Below are 18557 nucleotides of genomic sequence, written 5' to 3' on the forward strand. Positions count from 1 at the left end.
GGTGGAGGGGTACCGCCGCCGCCGCCTTCGGTCCCACCGCCGTTTGGACCCGCGCCTGTATCGCTCTCTAACCAACCTCTTCATTCAACACAAACACAATGAGAAACTTCACCAAGCGAGTCGCAACACTCGGCATCATGCTGGCGGTCATCACCAGCATGTTCGCGATGCCGGCTGCCGCAACGTTCTCAACCCAACCCGCAGTCGATAGCTCCTCGGACATTTCCGACGGCGCAACCATCTCGGTCGTCGACGCCAACGAGAGCAACGTCTCTGCGCTGGTCGTCGACACAGACGCAAACGACACGATCGAGTCGGCCGACGTCACGGTCGACCTGAACAACTCCGATCGGAACTACACGGTCTACGACGCGGATACTGCGAGCAGCGAGTACTCGGTCAATAGTAGCATCGACACGGACAGCGACGGGACTGCGGACACGGACCGTCACACCTGGAACGTCAGCCACGACGAGTTCGCTGACGTCCCAGTCGCCTACAACGACACGACTGACCTCGACTTCACCGTCGAGTTCACCGACGGCGCTGGCGACACGGCCAACGTCACCGGCACGATCACGATCTCCAACGACGGCGAGCGCGCCGTGACGGTCGTCGACAGCGCGTCGATCGATAATAGCGGCGTCGGCCCGTCGGTCGAAAGCGAGAGCCAGGAGGCTGGCACCCTCGCGAAGTACAGCCCGTTCCACGACGAGCCCGAGCACGACATCTACACGCTCGATGACTCGTTCGGCTCTGACGCAAACGTCACGCACGAAATCTACCTCGCTGACGGCGACATGGCCAGCGCCTACGACGCCAGTGCCGAGGACACCGAGGCAGGCGACGTCCTAATCGGACAGACGATGCTCGCCAACGACGGCCTCGTGCTGACGTTCGACTCCGAGGCCGACTCGGATCTGGTTGATACCTCGAGTGATGCCTACGCCGTCTACGACAGTTCGGCGGACAAGCTGACCCTCGAGCCCGCCGACGACAATGCGACGCTCGACGTCGTCTCGATGAATCAGAACCCGGTCGACGTCGAGAGTGTGAGCAACGACGACATCGCGAGCACGTTTGACGACGCGTTCGGGACCTACGCGCTGTTCAGCAACTTCTCGGTTGGCGTCCTGATGGCCTCGTTCGGCCTGCCGACGCTGGCGTTCCTGTTCGCCGTCGGAGCGCCGAAGGCCCGCAGTCGCATCGAAGCGTAACCACCCAACTACCCCTACCCGTTCTCGCCGCGCAGGCGCGTACCGCTGGTTCGATTCCGCGGGCGGCGACTTTTCATGACTACCAAATACCCATCCCTCGAGCCACTGCTCCACGAGATCGGCGTCGACACCGGTCCCACCACACCTCGCGCAACGGTCGACCGCCGGTACGCACCGTTCATCGGCACCGAGTCGGAACCCTTCGAGTACCTCCGCGACGCCCTCCGGCGCGAAACCCGACTACGAGTCACGCCGCCGGACCCGTGGCGTATCCGTGAGGACTCCCGACGTGCCCACTCGTGGACGATTCCCCGGCTGGGCTATGAGGTGCGGCTGACGACTGACGGGATTCGGGACGGCTGGACGCTCGAAGTCAACGGCGACGTCGAGCTCGCCGACGCCTCGCGACTCGAGGCCTTCGAACGCGCGGCCGAGCGCATGAGCGAGATCGCCGCGCACGTGCCCGCGGAGGTGTCCGAGTAGATGCGCCACCGACTCGCGACGCTTACGCCGGAGATCGACCGCGAGACGCTGACGCTGTACGGCGGACTGTTCCTGGTCGTGATGGCCGCGAGTGGAATGGCAGTTTCCGTCTCCGCCTTTGGAGTCAATTCGACGGCTGGCCTCTCACCCGGACTCTGGACGTACGTCGCCCTCTATTACGGCCACGTTCCGGCGTTCGCCGCGGTCCTGTTCCTCAAAGGCTACCGCTACGCCTACCCGCCCGATGCGTAACGACGACCCGCGACCCAGCGGCCGGGACTGGCGTCCTGCAACGCGGGTTCGATTCCCGCCGGCTGCGTGCCCGGCTTCGGCCGGGCCACCAGTGGGGGCTCGCTTTCCTCGAGTCCTCGCACTCCGTCCCCCTCTCCCACCCATCATTTCAGTACAACCAACCATGACACAGAAATCCCAAACCAGACGGCAGTACCTGCAACGCACCGGCGGCGCCGCGCTCACGGTAACGGGAGCGAGCGCGCTGGCAACGACAAGCGCGAGCGCCCAATCGGACAGCCAACAAGGCATCCTCGCCGATGGCGTCGGCGAGGGTGGCAACTTCCGGGCGTTTCTCGAGGGCAAACTCTCCGGCGTGAGCGTTGGCGGCCCCTCTGAGAGCGCCGAGGTCTATGCCGACCGAATGCGCAACGAGTTCAATGCGAACTCTGAGCATTGGATCAACTACGGCAACTGGTTGATCGACGAGTACGACGTGCAAGCGGCCGGCGATACGGTCGTCGGCGTCGACGTCCAGGTATCGAAGTTCCTCCGTGGCGACGACGTTGTCTCGACGACGGTCGACGTCGGCTACGATTCCGAGACAGACCAACTCACGTCTCTTGAGTGGCGTCTCGGCGCCCCCGAGGAACCCGATTACGAAGTCGTGCTGATTGATGACGCCGCCGAAAACGGCGCCGACGAGCTGGCCGATCTCCGCCGTGAGTTCATCGATACCAGCGGCGAGGGCGACCACTCGGTCCCGTCAGAGGAGTACGTAAGCCGGCACGTCGGCCAGTACTCGAGTTTCATCGACCTCGGCAATGACGGCCAGACCGTCTTCGAAATGCTCCTCGGAGAGGTGAAACAGTAATGCCCTGGAAGCGAGACGACGAGTACAACGACAAGCCGTATGGCGACCCGCGCCGGGCGGCGAACATCCGGTGGGAATCCCGGCCGAAACGCACGCTCCGGCGCACACGAGAGGGCGCGGGCTCGCTCCTCGGTCTCGTCGTGTGGCCACTCCGTGCGCTGGGGCGGTCACTCTCGAGACTCACTAGGGGGCGATAGCTATGCCAGACCTTCGACGCGCTGGCGGCTACCTCGCGTCAGCGGCAAAAGCCGTCGCCCTCGCACCGGTCGCACTCGCCCGGTTTGCGGGCCGGCAAGCCTCTGGGACATACCGTAACGTCCGCGGCTTTTTCGGGTGGTTGTCGATCGATAACGCACTCCCGCCCGCGGTCGCGTCAACGCTCCGGTGGCTCGGCGAGACCGTCCCGAAAGCGCTCGGGCTCGGGTCGTCCTACGAACAGACGGCTGCGGCAGGCGTCCTCATCATCGGTGCGATTACGGCGACGATTCTGACGTTCGGACTCACGGCGGCGATCGTCGTCGCGGCGGTTCCGTTCCTGTTGATCGGCTTCGTGCGATTCGTTCCGCTCGCCAACGGCTACTGGAAGGCTGGCCGCAGTAAGATTCGCGACCGAGACGGGGTGAGTAAACCGAAATGGGATCGCTAACCACGCCTCGAGTCCTGTTCTTGTGTCTGGTCCTCGTGCTCGCGCCGATCGGCGCCACGATGCCGGCGACGGCGAGCACGATGACGATGACCGACGACCAACCAGAGTGTGAGACGACGGTCACGCACGACGCGTTCCGAACGGACAACGAGACGGTCACGGCGGCCCAGAACGGCACTGCAACGAGCACGGTCGACAACACCGACGTTTCGGTCGATACAGACGTCGGGTTCGTTCACCTAAACGCGAAGAATCCGAACGGTTACTGCGTGCGGTATGTCGTCGAGATGAGCCCCGACGTGATTGACCCGGCTGACCTCGGTCATATCGACGCGAACAACGGCTCGGAGACGGCGACGTGGCGCGCAATTCACGACTTCGACGCCGACGAGACCTACACCGAAGTCGAGTTCGTCCTCCAGGGCGGCGAAGAAGCGACCTTCGCCCCCTCGAAGCTCCGGGTCACGTCGCTCAAGTGGACCGGCACGGCGAAAAACGCCACAAACGGGTGGCTGCCACAGGTCGATCTCAGTCTCGGATCGCTCTTCGGCGACGGCGACCTCGAGCAACGACAGTACACGCTATCCGCCGAGAACAACAGCGAAGACAGCGTGTCGGTCTCGCTGGCCAACGAGAGCCTCGGGAAAGAGGTCTCGGAATATCAGGCGGTCTACCGGACTGACGACGGCCGGTGGACACCAGTCGGCACCGATACCGGCGACCCGGTCTACAAATCCGAGTCGGGCGACGGCTCGGTCGTGAACTTCCACTTTAACGACGCCGACGCGGAGGTCGAGTTCACCGCGAATCCGACGGCCGTCGACAAAGCGAAACACCAGTACCGCTCGTATCTGAGCGGAATTGATTTCCTCGATGGAATCATGCCCGGTCTCGCTGGTGGCTCGAGCGTCCTACAAACACTCTCACTGCCGCTTGTAGCGGAGGTGAAACCGAATCCATGAACTGGTTTAACACAATCGTCGCGGTTGGCATCGCTATCATCCTCGTCCCAGCACTCCTCGGCGGTGGATGGATCATCGCGTTTGGGTTAGCCCTCGCATGGCTGGCCGTTACGTTCGGCGGTCGGATCGGGCTGGATATCTTCAAGGAACGCCAGTCCGGTGCAACGGCGGCGAAATACAAGTCTCGAACGCTCTCTCGAGAGCGCGACGACGGCCAACGGTGGGACCGATGAACGGACTCCTCTTCGCCCTCGTCGCGATCGGGACGGCATTTCTCGTCAGCGGCGAGCTGTACGATCGCCGTGGCGACCAATCGATTACCGTCTCGGCGATTACCGGACTCACGTCGAACGTCATCTACTCGGCGGCGGCGATCGGGCTGGTATTGAGTTCCGCGATGGGCGGCAACTACGGCCTCGCCATCGTCGGCGTCCTCCTCTTGATCCTCCTGTTTTTCCTTGCCCGTGGGAACTTGGAACTCCTAAAGGAAAGCGAGATTCGGGCGAAAATCGCGGGGCAAGCGTGACTGACGCGACTCGAGACCGTGGCCCCGGCCCGCCTTTTCTTTGTCGCCGCCGATTGCAGCGAGCTTCCAATCTCCTTGAAATCACGCACACGCTTTGAGACATGCAACATCACCCGATCCGACTCGAGAGCAACAGCACTGACCGATCGGAGGTGCCGTAATGGCACTCCAAATTACAGGGACCTTCGATAGTCCCTCGGAATCGACACGGCGGGTCTACATCCCGGCGGATATCGTCACCGACTCGGCGTTCCCCTTCGAGGCGGGCGACCCCTACGTCCTCCGCGTCTCGAGACACGAAGGCTTTGCCGTGACGCCGCCGGATTCGGCCCGTGAGACAATCGAACTCCCACCGATCGACGAGGACCTACTATGAGACACACCAGTACGACAGAAGCCCAACAGCGCCGCCAGCGAATCGACAAACTGTACGAACACTTCGAGGACGTGGTCGGGCTCATCACTGAGACCGACCTGCAAGACGCCGTGCTCGATTGGATGGACGACGCCGACGAAGTGCCGGCCGAATCCATCCTGACGCACATCGAGACGATGCTCGCGAACTTCGAAACCGAGTACGAGATGTACGCCACCGACATCAACGGCGCCGACCACTTCCCCGACGACTGCTCGGACTGTGAGCACTACGGGATCGCCTGTCCCGTGATTACGAACCGCTACGAAAAGATCGAACGCGACCGACTCCGCGACCGACTTCGCGGGGCCGGCGAGGACGAAGTGAAACGCGAACTCCGACGCTACGCCGGCCGAAACGGTTGCGAGGCGATGATCGACGAGATCGACGAATGGGAAGGCGACTACCGCGACCTCCTCGAGCGGGGCCGGGAGCTTCGCCGCGAGACGTTCCACTACCTCCGGCCCGCCGAAGAGTACGAGTACGCCGAGTCTGAACTCGGCGAGACGAACGCCGACGCGATGGAGGGGCGGCCGTGAACTGGAACTACGTTCTCATCGGCGTCGTTGCGATCGCCGTCCTCCTGGTACTCGGCTATCTCATCGAGCGGTGGGGTGTCTTCGAGGACTCGCGAGCGGCAACCGGCGCCGAACGCGTCGATCGGTCCGCGAACGGCCCCGAAACCCGCCCACGCATCCCGGTTCGGGATAAGCCCCGCCAACTCCCGACGGAACTCAAGATCATTTCCTTCTGTCTCATCGGGATCTGTGCGATTGTGGCCTTCTACACCTACCAGTTCCTGAAAAACGGTTCTCCGGCGGAGTTCCAATATACGGCCCAACTCCAGTTCGCTGTTATCGCGTTGATCGGTGTCGGGACCGGCGTCGCCTACCGAGGCCACAAGGACAGTCACGTCGGCGAGATTCACGTCATCAACGAGTCGAAAAACGGCGACGTCAACAGCGAGCACACGATTCTCTACGAAAAATCGTCGGCTGAAACAACGAACGGAAAGATGCTCATCAAGGAACTCCGCGACGAGCGGCTGTTCGGGCTCTTTCGCCGGTACAAGCTCGTTGGCCACGACCGAAACCTTCGGTCGGATCGGCCACTCGGCGATATCATCACCCACGAAATCCACTCGGACGCGGTCGAACTCGAGGATGGAAAGTGGGTCATGCGAACGCAGGGCCGAATCACCGTCGACGGCGGCACCAACAACCCCGCCGATTACCGCTACCACCCACCCGTGAGACTCCCCTACGAGAAAATGGTCAAACAGCAAGAACAGATGCGGAAAAAGGACATTCGGATGGACTCACTCCGTGCTCAACTCGCGGAGGCACACAGTCAGATCGGCGACCTCGTCCGCGTCCTCGAGAACGGCGAGTACCGCCAGCGCGAGGAACTGAAAGACGACCTACGAGACATCAAAGACCTCGTTGGCACGTCACAGGAACACGTCACGGTCCAACAGGACCGCGGCCAGAAGCGCCGCCAGGTCAACGGCCAGCGAGATATCCCATCTCGAGACAACGGCACCGCGGGGGGTGAAGCCTAATGCGGCGAGCGTTCGCGTTGCTTGCGGTCTGTCTCGTCCTCCTGAGTGCCGCCGTGCCGGCCACAGCGGCCGCGGCGACGACGGCCGACGCTGGGGCCGCCGACGCATCGATGCCGGCCTACGCACTCCAAGAGGACAACGAGAGCGACGCCAACAGCACGCCCGATACCAGCGCACCGACCAGCGCTGAACAGGTGCGGATCAATCCTGCCGGCCCGGACGTCGAGTACCAGTCGACCGAGGTCACCGAAGAGGATTCGACGTTCAACACGACCGGCGAGTTCGCCTATTTCAGTCTGACCGAACCCGTCGACGCCGTTCGGATCTCCCAATCGAAGGCGGAAGCGCGCGTACTCGAGGGCGGCCAGACGGTCCAGGTCTCCTACGAGCCCGACGCGGCGCCGCCGGACCAGACCTCGCTGTACACGCTCGAGGTGTTCTTCGAGGACGGCTCCGAGAAAGACGTCGAGTTGTACGCCAGCGAGACCGACCAGAGCGTCGAAGCCGCGGAACTGAAAGACTGGGAGCCGACCATTGAGACGCTGAAAGACAAAGCCGAGGAAAACGGCTACGAGAAAACACCGGAGGGCGCCGAGTCCTATGTGACGTGGGTCGACGATCGTGCCCAGCTCGTCGATGGCTTCCTTACGGAACTCGCCGCCCAGACGATTGCCTGGGTCATCGCCGGCCTGATGAACCCGCTGAATATCATCATCGGCCTCTCGCTGTTTGCGCTGGCAATGTGGCGGCGTCGTTCGAAACACGGCGATATCGTCGACGCCCTCTCGAGTATGACCGGGCGGTACGAACAGGAACTCACGAAACTGCGTAACGGCCGGCAGACGGCCAAACGCACCGCCGACGACGACAAACTCTCGGAGGTGCCAGCGATCGGCTCGGAAGCGGACTACTACGAGGACGCGTTCGGGACGAAAAGCCCGGCCCAACTCGCTCACCTTACCGCGACCGGCGAAGCGCGAGCGACCAACGACGGGCTCGAGATGGTCCATCACGGTGTGGACGACCTCAACACCGACGACCTCCATGGGACGTGGCTCGAGCCCGTCCTCCGGCATATCCCGAACGAACGGCGAGTCCTGAACCACTTACTTCAGAACATCAAGTACATGGAAACAGAACATAATCTCGGATCGAACTACCGAGAGACGCGCAACGAACTCGAGGTTATGCTCGACGACCTCGAGCGCAAGCAAACGCAACTGACCGGCACGCCGGCCGCCGCGGGGGATGATTGACGATGGAGATGCCGGATACGCCCGACAACGATCCCGAGGAAACCGATTCTGACGGGGCCAGCGGTGGGGTATGGGCGGCGATTTGTGCCCTCCCCGGCCGTCTTTGGGCAGTACTGGCGTCGATTCTGGCGACGCTCCTCGTCGGTCTCCGTGGCGTCGGTCGCCGAGTCCGCGGCGTGTGGACGACAGTCCGCTACCGGGCCACGCAGGCGCTCGTGAGCTTCATCATGGGCTCGCATCCGAACACCTCGCGATTGCTCGCGACGGCAGTCGTCGGCAGCGGCGTCGCCGCTGGTGTCGGGATCATGGCCGTGGCCGTCAACCAAGCCGAAACGAGTGCGTCCTCCGGCCCGATCGTCCGCTTTGCGCTCGGACTGGCGACGAGTCCGTGGGTGTGGATTCTCGCAATCGTCCTGTTGTTCCGGCAGGTGCTGTTTTTCGGCGACCGGCTGCTCGCCCGCGTGACCGCAAGCGAGTCGGGATACAGCTACAAGACGATTCGCCGACTCGCCGAAGAGGCCAAACGCCCCGACTTAGACCGATGTGAGCGCGTCCTCGTCCAGTCGGGTGACAGCGCCGAACGCATCACCGAGTGGTGTCTCGACGCCCTCTCGGGCAACGGCCACGACGCACCGACGTTCAACCCGCCCGGTGCCGACGACGACTCGAGCGACGAGACCAACCTCCCACGCCAGCGGACGGCCGCCGACGAACCGATCGACGTCGATCCGGCCGACGATGACGACGAGCCGGACTTTTGGACGCAACTCCGCTTGTTCCGCCTCGAGTTGGGATCGGCGATCGACCTGAACGGGATTCTCTGGCGGTTTCTCGTCCCGGCCGGACTCACGTTCGTCGGCATCATGCTGTGGCTTCGGATCTGGATACAGCCGTGGGTCCTGCCGGTCGTCGTCGCGGCCGCTGCGTTCGTCGGCGGTGCCTACTACTGGGCCGTCGACCTCCGACATCGCCGCCGCCTCAAGGCGCTGCGTGCCGAGGAGACCACGACGCAGTGGACCGACCTCGCAATCTTAACGAAGACCGTCGAGGTGCCCGAGACGACGATGTACTACGGCTATCTCGATGGCAAGGTCTACGCCAGCGAGGACAAACGCGACCTCGCCGAGACACTCGCCGACCGGGCGCTCGACCGACTCGAGGGCCGCCAGCCCGCGCCAGCGATCGAAGAAAAGAACGCCTACCTGTTGAAGCGCTATCTCCCCATGCTCGAGGCGTGGGAACAGGAATACGAACGCAAGGCGATCATGGACCAACTCATCGATACGGTCGCCGACGCGCCGGAGGGACTGCTCCCACGGGATATTCTGATTGACGAAGTAGTCGAGTACGACCGCCGCTACGTCGCGTTCGGGCTGTTGTTCATCGGCCGCGGCCGTGACCCCGATCTCGTCCGCGAGGTCTACCAGGACTTAGTCGAGATTCACGCCCTCGCCGAGACGCCGGTGACGGTACAGGACACCGAGACCGGCGGCGAACGCGAGCTGATCGCTGTCTCGAAGGGTGACGACTCGTTCCCGCCGAACGTCGTGCAACTTCGCGGCGAGTTCTCGAGTCTGTTCGGGAAACAAGCCTTCCAGACGCGGTACGACGCCCCGGAGATCGACGCGAACACGACACCCGCACCGTTCATCCGACCGGAAACCCGCGAGACTGCCGACTAACCCCTACGTATGAGTTCACAACATCACCTTCACCAACCGAGTGACAACACCGAGACGCGAGTTGCGGTCCGGAACAAGCTCTCGGTCCGGATCGAACGCCAACGGCGTAAAGAGACGCTGAATACAGAGGCCCATGTCCGCGAGTTAATCCGCGACGCCGAGGGCGCGATCGTCGGCGACGACGAGACTGACCGCCGCGCCGAGGAACTGCTCGAGGAGTTGCACCTCTATCTGTGGCATGACCCCGAACGAAAGGCACCAACCGACGGCGATACGCTCCCGGCAGACGCTCGGTACCGGTTCAAACAGATTCACCGCCAATTCCAGGCCGGCCACGATATCGAATCGCGGACATGGTTCGAAACGCTGGTGTCGGTCGCGAAAGGCCTCAACTACGTCGAAGCGTTTACCGATCTGACCCAGTACGCACCGGTCCGTCTCGAGACGTTAAACGAACAGGGCCGCCAGGGTAACGTCGAGACGGCGACGCCGATCGGTCGCCGTCGGATCGGGGCCGACGACGCCGCCGACCTCGAAGACCGAGCCGTCGAGATTACACACTCGTCGTGTGACCACATTCTCGCGGTTGCACTCCCGCGGTCGGGGAAGGACTCGACGATCACCAGTATCGGGATGAACCTCTGGAAAGAGCACAACTACTCGTATTTCAGCATTCTCGACGACGGCCGGATGGAGACACCAATGGTCTCGATACCCAACGACGAGGATGCGATTCAACGAAATCTCGAGCGGATGGGGCAGGAACCAGAGGCGTTCGACGCCGAGGTGTTCGTCCCGGCGATGGACGGCATTCCGTCACACCTCCCGGCGAACTTCAAGCCGTTTACCATCGGGATTGACGACCTCACACCCCATCTGATTCTCCGACTCGCGGGGATTACGAAATCCGACGCGAACACGGAACAGCGGATCAAACAGGCACTCGATAAGACCCTCGAGCGCACCGGCGAAGTGACTGAGTTGGTCTCGCGGTTGCAGGTCTACGCGAAGGAAATGGACGCGACAATCGAGTGGGTCGAGAAAGGCGACGACTCGGTCGAATCCAAAAGCGTTCAATACCACATGGAGGCGGAGGATGCACTAAACAAGGCCGCCCAGCGGCTTGCTCACCTCGCTGGCGAGGGGCTCGTTGCGTCGCCCAGCGCCGAGACGAACATCGATATGGCCTCTGTCATCGCGAACCAGGAACAGGCCGCCGTCCTCTGTTGTAACTTTCTCACGCAAGGGCAAGAGGCGCTGAAATACACGATTATGGACCTCTGGTTGCGGTTGATCTATCAGGCCCGAGACGGTGATATGCGACTCCCGCGTGTCTGCCTCGAGATTCGCGAACTGAAGAACATCGCCCCGAGTAAGCTGGCCGACGTTCGGTACAAAGAGACCATCAAGACGCTTCGACAGACCATCTTCTTTATTTCAACACAGGGTGGCAGCCGCCGAATCTTGATGCTTGGCTCGACCCAGAAACTGAACGACGTCTACAAGCCGGTCCGGTCGAACATGGCGACGAAGATTCTGTTACGACTCGGCGAGGAGGAAATCGAGACGCTGGACCGGTCGTACAATTTCAGTAACGAACAGATGCGACAGCTCTCCGAGTTCGATATCGGACAGGGGATGATCCTTGCCGGCGGCGAGGCCTACTGGCCGATCGAACTCCGCGGGGCGCCGTGTGGGCTCGGACTCGGCGATCGCCATTGGCTCGACCGGTATGGCCTCGCGTGGGGCGCTCGCGTTCGCGAGAGCGAGTACGACGGCTGGCGGACGAAACACGGCGACTGTGCGTACTGGGTGGATCTAACCGAGAACACGGTCGTCACCGACGGCTCGGTCCCCGAGGTCGGGACGTGGCACCTACTCCCCGAGGACTTCGATGCTGACCTCGAGCCCGAGGCCGTCGACCAGGAGGCGATCGACGCCGCCCTCGAGCGGCGCCGCGAGTATCCCGTGAAGTCCGACCTCTCACTCGAGCCGACCAGCTTTGGCGACCGGCAGCGCGACCTCTCCTTACAGCAACAGGACCGAGACACGACGCTCTCGGAGGTGGTCGAACAGCACAACATCCCCGAGGCCGTCGCGCCGTGGCTCTCGAAAGAAGCGCCGACGCGAGAGCAACTGGTTGCGGCCTGTCGGGCGATCGACGAGCACGACGACCTCGCACGACAGGCGGATATCGCCGAGCATATCGACTGGTCTCGTAGCAACCTCGCGACGCATCTGAGCAAGAGCGAGAGTCTGAAGAAATGTGTCACGAAAAGCGGCGGCACCTACGAGTTGACGCCGATCGGGAAGCGAGCGGCAGAGGTCAAATGGAAAGTCGTGATGGAGGAACTGAAATAGATGTCTTACGACGACCCACTCGAGGCGTTCACCGACTTTTTCACCGGGCCGTATCGCGAGCAGATACAGGAGCTTGACGACGGCTATCCCGACGAGCGCTCGCTCCGAATCGACTGGCACACTCTCGAGTCGTGGGACGGGTCGGTCGCCGACGAGTTCCTCCGCAAACCCAGCCGAATGCGACAGTTCGCGACGAATGCACTTACTCGGCTTGATGAAATCTCGGTCGTCGGCGTGAACGTCCGCGTCTACAATCTGCCCGATCGAAAGACCGTTCGCGTCGGGAAGTACCGCACGCGCCAACTCGGAAAGTTGCTCTCCGTCCGCGGGAAGGTCGTCGATATGGACGGCGTGCAACCGTATGCCGAAGAAGCGGCCTTCGAGTGCCCGTTGTGCGGGACACTATCCCGAATGCCCCAGAGCTACGGCGACCTCATGAAGCCGAACGAATGCGCGGGGTGTGAGCACTCGAAACCGGGCTTTCGATTCAACCGCGAGCAGTCCGAGCTTGTCGATTTGCAGAAAATCGTCATTATCCCGCCGGACAGCAATCTCGAGGAGCCGCCGGCCACGATCGCCTTTCTGAAAAACGACCTCGTTGATATGGTCGGCCCCGGCGACCTCGTCACGTTGAACGGCATCTACGAAACGTTCGACGGGCAAAGCGAATCGACGCTCTCGACGTATATCGAAGTGCTCGACCTCGATATCACCGAACGCACCGAGATTGACACCTACGGTGCAAGCGAGATTCGCGAGTTCATCATGGACGCGCTCACCGAGGAGATCCAGGCGACCGACGACTGGGCCGCCGACCGAGCAAGCGTCGTCGACGCCGTCGTGGAACGCCACGGCGTGCGTCGCGAAGAGGTTGACGACCAAATCGAGTACCTCATCGGCGAGAACGACGTCGGCGCGGAGGGCTCGAGGCTGTTCGATATCTAAGCCGCTGTTCGGCCGCTGTGTCCGTTGCTGTCTCGCGCGTCCCGAACAGCCTTGCACATGGCGCGGTCGGTTCTCGAGCGCGAGAACGGCCGCGTCGGGCCTGTCTCGAGTGGGATTGTCTGCGTGTCCCACCCGGCCGCGCCGTGTACGCCATACACACTAGAGTCCGGTTGTATTCTAACAGTGTCGCTGTCCGACAGACACCTCGGCGTCCGGTGGGGGTGGGGTGGGAAATAGGAGTGTGAACAAGGAGCACAGTAGATGACCAACAATCGCCTTTGAATAACCAATGCCACCCGACGACCACGATCGACCAGCACAGTCTCCCCGCGAACAGATCGACGCGCTCGCCGAGGAGTACGGCGTCGATGTCGACGACCTGTTGATCCAGAGTCGCCGCCGCGACCCGATGTACAAGGGCACAGACGCCGACCACGCGAAAGCCGAGTGGTTCGCCCGCCTCTGGCAGCAAGCCGTCGAGCAACGAGAGAGCGACCGTATCCACGTCCGCGGCGTCCACTACACAGTCTACATGTCCGATATGGACGTCGAGCCACCGACGAACTGTTCGTGGGAGAGCTACGACAACACCCAGCGCTGTTATGACTACCTCGAAGAGTGTGCTGTCCTCGCGCGAATCCTCGGCTACATCCCGCTGGATGGGATTATCGACAAGCGCGCGGATACGCGAACCGTCACGGAGTATGGAACCCACACCCTCGAGCCCGACCCCGAGGGTGTGAGTGCCCCGACCGGGGTTGCAACGCCGACGATTCCCCATCCAGAGGCTCGCGCCGGCCTTGTCTTCGATCCTGCGGAAATCGACTACTCTCAGTGGGTCGGCGGCCGCGTGGCCTCGAGCGCCCGCGAGCAACTGTCGTTTGACGAGGCCCGCCAGTCGCCGTATCACATCGAACTGTGGTCTGAAAAGACGCTTCCCGATTACATCCGCGGTCCCGGTGGGCTGGCCGCCGAGTACGGCTGCAACGTCATCGTCGAAGGCGAGGGCGACCTATCGTTGACCGTCGCGAACGAGCTGGCCCAGCGAATCGAGGCCGCCGGGAAGCCCGCGGTGATTCTCTATCTTGCGGACTTCGATCCGAAAGGCTACGATATGCCGGCGAACATGGCGGGCAAGCTGGCGTGGCTTCACCAGCGCGGCGATCTCGAGCAACGCGTCGCCATCGAGCGGCTGGCCGTGACGAAAGACCAGATCGAACAGCTGGAACTCCCGCGAAAACCCATCGAGGAGAGTACGGCGACCGGCACCGGCGGCGTCGCGTACAACCGCCGCGTGACCGAGTGGGAAGAACAACACGGCGCCGGGGCGACCGAGTTGAACGCTCTCGAGCAACAGCCCGAGGAGTTCCGCCGAATCGTTCGGTCGGCGTTGGAGCGATACACGGACCCCGACCTCGAGTCCAAGAACGAACGCCGCGGCGACGAGTGGGAGGACGACGTCGAATCACGGATCGAGGCGCGGCTTCGCGAGGCTGGCGCCAATGACGATCTCGATGACCTGGAGGCGTGGATCGACGATTTCAACGACGCCTATGCGGAGGTCGCGGACGTATTCGGGCGCTTACGCGGGATGATGGACGACGAGTCGGCGCTCGGGGCGTGGGAATCGATGGTCGACGAACTGCTCGCAGACACCGAGTTTCCCGTCGCGACCGTTCCCAAGGGCGACGCGGCGTTGCCCGATGATCCGATCTACGACTCGGGGCGTTCCTACGCGGAAAATAAGATGCGGATCGATCGGTATCGGGCGTCGGAGTAGTCGGGGAAACGCTCTAGAACCAGTGCGAGACACTTCAATTCGAACTAATGCCACAGCTCAATCCAACACAGATAGCGAACCGTATCGGACGTATTGCCCTTGCAACCATCCTCGCCGGAGTCTTGTGCGCGCTCGTGAACGTGCCCAGCGAGGTCCGGTCGGGAACGTTCCCCGATCTGACCGACCCGATCGATATCTACCTCTCCCTCTTGGTGGAGGTGTGGACGTACGGGATAGTCGCTGCAGTACTCGTCCCGGTCGTACTGGGCGTGTTGTGGGGATTCTCGGAACGGTTCTCCCGTGTCCGTGTCTGGCAGGCGATTCTCGTCGTTACGGTCGGACTCGCGGTCGCGATGTCCCTCGAGTCGTGGGGCCACCCGGCCGCGTTCGTGCTCGCAACAGTCGGCCGGCTCGCCTCTGGCGGCGCCGTGCTGGCGGCAGTCGTGATTGTCGAGTTGCTGTTCGCGTGGGATATCGCCTCGCAAACCTCGCTCGAGGGGTTCGTCACGGCCTCGGGTGGAACGCTCGCGGTCGTTGTTGCCCTGGTGCTCGTCGTCGCAACGATCTCGACTGGCGTGCTCGCCGTGGCCGGTACCGCGGGCGTGTCGTTGCCTGAGGAGAGCCACGACCACGGGTTTGGGTCGGCGTCGGCAGACGAACTCGAGACCGAGTACAGCCACTATCTGGACGTCAAATCGGGCGACGAACTCACCTGCGAGCCGGCGACCGTCGAACGCGAGAACGTCCCGGCGGCCGCACAGACCCACGAGAACGACCTGAACGACTTCGAAGTTAACGCGACGGTCTACGAGGGGATGGGTGCAAGTATCATCTACGAGTGGACCTACACCGGTGAGGGAACGCTCGAGACCCAGCGCAGTGGTACCGTCGAGAACGGTGCAGTGGAACTCGACGGCTACTGGGATCGGCCAGTCAACGAGGGGAACCACGAAATGCCCGTTATCGACGGGACGGCCGTCGCCGACGGTGGCGATTCGATCAACGGCACCTACGTCGAGTTCGACGTCGTGAACGACGACGGCGAGTTGATTCGGTACACCGGGACGCTGTGCGACAAGAATCTTTGATCGGTGTATGGCTGCCTTCTAACCCCATGCTCGAGACCGCAGAAACCCTCTTCTACCTCGCGCTCGGCGCCGGGACACTCGCCTACTACGTCCGCGACCGCCTCGAATCCGATCCCGACCCGATCGAGGAGGCCAAACGCCTGTACGCCGACGGGAAGATCGACGAACCGGAACTCGAGCGCCGCATCGAGGAGGCCGTCGACGATGACCATAAGGCGATCCGGCTAGTCGTCGAGGACGTCAACGGTGTGTCCGAGTCACGCTCGAAGGCGATCGCCCGCGAGTACGAGTCACTGGACGAGCTGCGAGCGTCCGATCGGGCACGACTCGAGGTCGTGCCGGGGATCGGCGAAGAGTTGGCCGCGGCCGTCCTCGAGCGAGTGCAGGACGAATAGCGTCGCACCCAGCCTCTCGGAGACCTCCTATCGGGGCTACGATATCACGTGCGCTAGTCCTGTCGCGTCTGATTCCAACCCGCTCGGGATTGTGTCGGGAGTTGGTCGTCCACGGTGGTGCGTCTCGGTCCCGATCGCCGCGTCTCAATCGCGGGAATCAATCCCGATAGTGGTGGGAGATAGAGAGTCAGTGGGGGCGAGAGGAACTCGAGCACATCGACAGTACCCGTTTGAGGATCGAACAAGGCCATCTCATAATCTCGATAATTGACCGCGACTCAGGAAGCGAATCGTATTATAGTCGTGATCAGAATTTCCCATTAATATTCTCGGCTAGCATCACTAATCATAGCACTAAGACCAGTGCAATCTCATATGTGATATAGAGGAGAATCAGTACGAGAAGGACCTGAATAACGTCGCCAGCGAGATTATTTGGTAGCTGATTGTCGATTTCAGTTACTCCTAGTTCAGGCAATGTGCCAGTTTGCGATTGTCTCCGAGTTGCCGGCATGCTCCGGAAGAAATCGTCGCCGAACATCCGTTCCATCTCCCTATCTTGGCGGTCCATCATGGCCTCCATTTCATTATAATCATCAAATCGGTTCGTTACTTCACTCACGTATGATGCCGAACAGTTGCATGCATCTGCGATTTCCTTGTTCGTTGCATTCGGGTTTTCGTACCATGTCAGTAGGATGTCACGCTGTAGATCCGTTTTCCCCGTCTTGCTCGTAGACATATTGCCATAACACTTCCCTTCGGTGATAAAAAAGTTGCGAATAAAGTCACTTCATATGATAAGTGACTTGATATAGAGTTCAGTCTGGTTTTGCAATATTAGTCAGATGATCAATGACCTCCTGCTGGGTCATCTTCATATCTTGTGCGATTGAAGCTGGTGATTCTGAGTGTACAGCATACCGGTACGCGACGATAGTACCCTGACCTTGTGCCGCAATGTCTGTTGGAACACTACCTGGAGGGAGTTCTTGTAGAGGGCCCCATGTCTGATCAAGAGAACCGTATACATTCGCCTGTTGGCGTCGTTCTGGGATATCCTCAAAGTCGTTGAATGCGACTGGATCTCGATCATCTGCAGGAACGTACTCAACCGTCTCACTCTGTTCAATAACCGTTGCACCATCCGAGAATTCCCGGATCACTTCCTTATCTGGAGTGATAGCTGCCCAAACCTGCTCGGGGAACTTCACAACAGCAATTGCTCCGAGAAGAAATAGCATTCCGACAGCCTCGATAGAATAGCCAATACCAGTCGGGTTCAGAATGAGATAGAGACCGATGGCACCCAGACCAATACCTGCTTTTTTCCGCACTTCTGCATCATCAAGTGGATCTGGCAATTCGGTCTGTGTTTCGGTTATCTGCGATCGCTCGACAGGGTCAGTTGACGACGTCGATAACGATGGGGCATATTCTTCGACAAGATCATAGGCACGCTGCTCTTGAATCAACTCAACCAAATCGTCCCCGTCAATAAGCTTGACATTATGTTCACTTGCCCATTCTTTAGCGGTTGATGTGAACGTCGACGTTGTTACGATAACGGCTGCATCCGCTTTTGCATCCTGTACTTTGAGCGCGTAATACTGTTGAACATCTGGACGTCCAATTTTATTCCCATTGCTATACCGTTTTACCTGGATCACTTGGCGATGATCGACTCCTCCGACTTGTTTATCGGCAACAATATCAACACCCTCGTCATTAGATGCTGTTGATACTTCTGTTTCCCATCCTTGTCGACTCCAGAGATCAGCTACAAAATGTTCGAATTCGATCGGATCAATATTTTGTAACCGTGGGAGTAGTTCACTCCGTTCTTCCTCTTGTACAGACATACATATCATATACTGTGAACACGAGACTTGAACTTTACTGCTTCCTGAGATTATCGGTAGTGGTGAATAGTTACTGGATTGGAGTTATCTGGTTGGCACTAAATTGTACGAAATCAAGGCTCACAGACACAGATACCCCGGAGTCGCGAGTAGTCTTGGACTCGTTAGACGGCCCGCTGTGCAGACAGGTTATATCGATGTGTTCGATCGTCTCTCACGGACATAGACTCTCCAGTTGAGAGTTCTACTAGAGTTGTATGATCCCCTCAGTCT

Annotated in this window: 20 protein-coding genes; 18 read left to right on the forward strand and 2 right to left on the reverse strand. The window is 60.9% G+C overall.

The features are described from left to right. The first annotated feature begins 98 nt into the window (after window positions 1-98). The 18 genes from HTUR_RS24900 to HTUR_RS24985 all read left to right on the forward strand — a co-directional run bounded on the left by HTUR_RS24900 (window position 99) and on the right by HTUR_RS24985 (window position 16422). Complete coding sequence (locus HTUR_RS24900) at window positions 99-1217, forward strand: hypothetical protein (protein ID WP_012946150.1); 1119 nt, start codon at window positions 99-101, stop codon at window positions 1215-1217. 75 nt (window positions 1218-1292) lie between these two features. Further along, window positions 1293-1700: a hypothetical protein gene (locus HTUR_RS24905; protein ID WP_012946151.1), complete on the forward strand. Its 408-nt coding sequence runs from the start codon at window positions 1293-1295 to the stop codon at window positions 1698-1700. Continuing rightward, window positions 1701-1952 carry a hypothetical protein gene (locus tag HTUR_RS24910; protein ID WP_012946152.1) on the forward strand — a complete coding sequence of 84 codons (252 nt, stop codon included), beginning with the start codon at window positions 1701-1703 and terminating at the stop codon, window positions 1950-1952. It abuts the gene before it with no gap. Between the two features lie 163 nt (window positions 1953-2115). Next, window positions 2116-2805 carry a hypothetical protein gene (locus HTUR_RS24915; RefSeq protein ID WP_012946153.1) on the forward strand — a complete coding sequence of 230 codons (690 nt, stop codon included), beginning with the start codon at window positions 2116-2118 and terminating at the stop codon, window positions 2803-2805. 199 nt (window positions 2806-3004) lie between these two features. After that, window positions 3005-3451 carry a hypothetical protein gene (locus HTUR_RS24920; protein WP_012946155.1) on the forward strand — a complete coding sequence of 149 codons (447 nt, stop codon included), beginning with the start codon at window positions 3005-3007 and terminating at the stop codon, window positions 3449-3451. Next, on the forward strand, window positions 3439-4413 hold the full coding sequence (locus HTUR_RS24925; RefSeq protein WP_012946156.1) for a hypothetical protein: 975 nt from the start codon (window positions 3439-3441) through the stop codon (window positions 4411-4413). The genes HTUR_RS24920 and HTUR_RS24925 overlap by 13 nt, the downstream gene beginning before the upstream one ends. Then, window positions 4410-4646 (forward strand): hypothetical protein, encoded by a 237-nt coding sequence (locus HTUR_RS24930; RefSeq protein ID WP_012946157.1) that lies wholly within the window; start codon window positions 4410-4412, stop codon window positions 4644-4646. Before HTUR_RS24925 ends, HTUR_RS24930 begins: the two co-directional genes overlap by 4 nt. After that, a complete protein-coding gene (locus HTUR_RS24935; RefSeq protein ID WP_012946158.1) occupies window positions 4643-4939 on the forward strand; it encodes a hypothetical protein in 297 nt (98 codons plus the stop codon). Before HTUR_RS24930 ends, HTUR_RS24935 begins: the two co-directional genes overlap by 4 nt. 160 nt (window positions 4940-5099) lie before the next feature. Continuing rightward, the gene (locus tag HTUR_RS24940; RefSeq protein WP_012946159.1) at window positions 5100-5315 is read left to right on the forward strand and encodes a hypothetical protein; all 216 of its coding nucleotides are present in this window, start codon (window positions 5100-5102) and stop codon (window positions 5313-5315) included. Beyond that, window positions 5312-5893, forward strand: a complete 582-nt coding sequence (locus HTUR_RS24945; protein WP_012946160.1) for a hypothetical protein — start codon at window positions 5312-5314, stop codon at window positions 5891-5893. Before HTUR_RS24940 ends, HTUR_RS24945 begins: the two co-directional genes overlap by 4 nt. Next, the gene (locus HTUR_RS24950) at window positions 5890-6915 is read left to right on the forward strand and encodes a hypothetical protein (RefSeq protein ID WP_012946161.1); all 1026 of its coding nucleotides are present in this window, start codon (window positions 5890-5892) and stop codon (window positions 6913-6915) included. The genes HTUR_RS24945 and HTUR_RS24950 overlap by 4 nt, the downstream gene beginning before the upstream one ends. Next, entirely contained in the window at window positions 6915-8171 is a 1257-nt protein-coding gene (locus HTUR_RS24955) for a hypothetical protein (RefSeq protein WP_012946162.1), read from the forward strand. The genes HTUR_RS24950 and HTUR_RS24955 overlap by 1 nt, the downstream gene beginning before the upstream one ends. A 2-nt stretch (window positions 8172-8173) precedes the next feature. Beyond that, window positions 8174-9853 carry a hypothetical protein gene (locus HTUR_RS24960; protein WP_012946163.1) on the forward strand — a complete coding sequence of 560 codons (1680 nt, stop codon included), beginning with the start codon at window positions 8174-8176 and terminating at the stop codon, window positions 9851-9853. Window positions 9854-9862: 9 nt separating this feature from the next. Next, entirely contained in the window at window positions 9863-12214 is a 2352-nt protein-coding gene (locus HTUR_RS24965; RefSeq protein WP_012946164.1) for a hypothetical protein, read from the forward strand. Then, a complete protein-coding gene (locus tag HTUR_RS24970; RefSeq protein WP_012946165.1) occupies window positions 12215-13159 on the forward strand; it encodes a minichromosome maintenance protein MCM in 945 nt (314 codons plus the stop codon). A gap of 289 nt (window positions 13160-13448) precedes the next feature. Further along, a complete protein-coding gene (locus HTUR_RS24975) occupies window positions 13449-14939 on the forward strand; it encodes a hypothetical protein (protein ID WP_012946166.1) in 1491 nt (496 codons plus the stop codon). A gap of 134 nt (window positions 14940-15073) precedes the next feature. After that, window positions 15074-16027, forward strand: coding sequence for a hypothetical protein (locus HTUR_RS24980; RefSeq protein WP_148225496.1), 954 nt, complete (start codon window positions 15074-15076; stop codon window positions 16025-16027). A gap of 26 nt (window positions 16028-16053) precedes the next feature. Next, window positions 16054-16422, forward strand: a complete 369-nt coding sequence (locus HTUR_RS24985) for a helix-hairpin-helix domain-containing protein (protein WP_012946168.1) — start codon at window positions 16054-16056, stop codon at window positions 16420-16422. Between the two features lie 346 nt (window positions 16423-16768). Here HTUR_RS24985 and HTUR_RS24990 read toward each other — a convergent pair whose 3' ends face one another. Both HTUR_RS24990 and HTUR_RS26545 read right to left on the reverse strand, forming a co-directional pair. Further along, window positions 16769-17164 (reverse strand): winged helix-turn-helix domain-containing protein, encoded by a 396-nt coding sequence (locus HTUR_RS24990; protein ID WP_012946169.1) that lies wholly within the window; start codon window positions 17162-17164, stop codon window positions 16769-16771. A gap of 79 nt (window positions 17165-17243) precedes the next feature. Beyond that, complete coding sequence (locus HTUR_RS26545) at window positions 17244-18284, reverse strand: restriction endonuclease (protein ID WP_187291529.1); 1041 nt, start codon at window positions 18282-18284, stop codon at window positions 17244-17246. Window positions 18285-18557 lie beyond the last annotated feature (273 nt).

The sequence above is a fragment of the Haloterrigena turkmenica DSM 5511 genome, from assembly GCF_000025325.1.
GTDB classification, from domain to species: domain Archaea; phylum Halobacteriota; class Halobacteria; order Halobacteriales; family Natrialbaceae; genus Haloterrigena; species Haloterrigena turkmenica.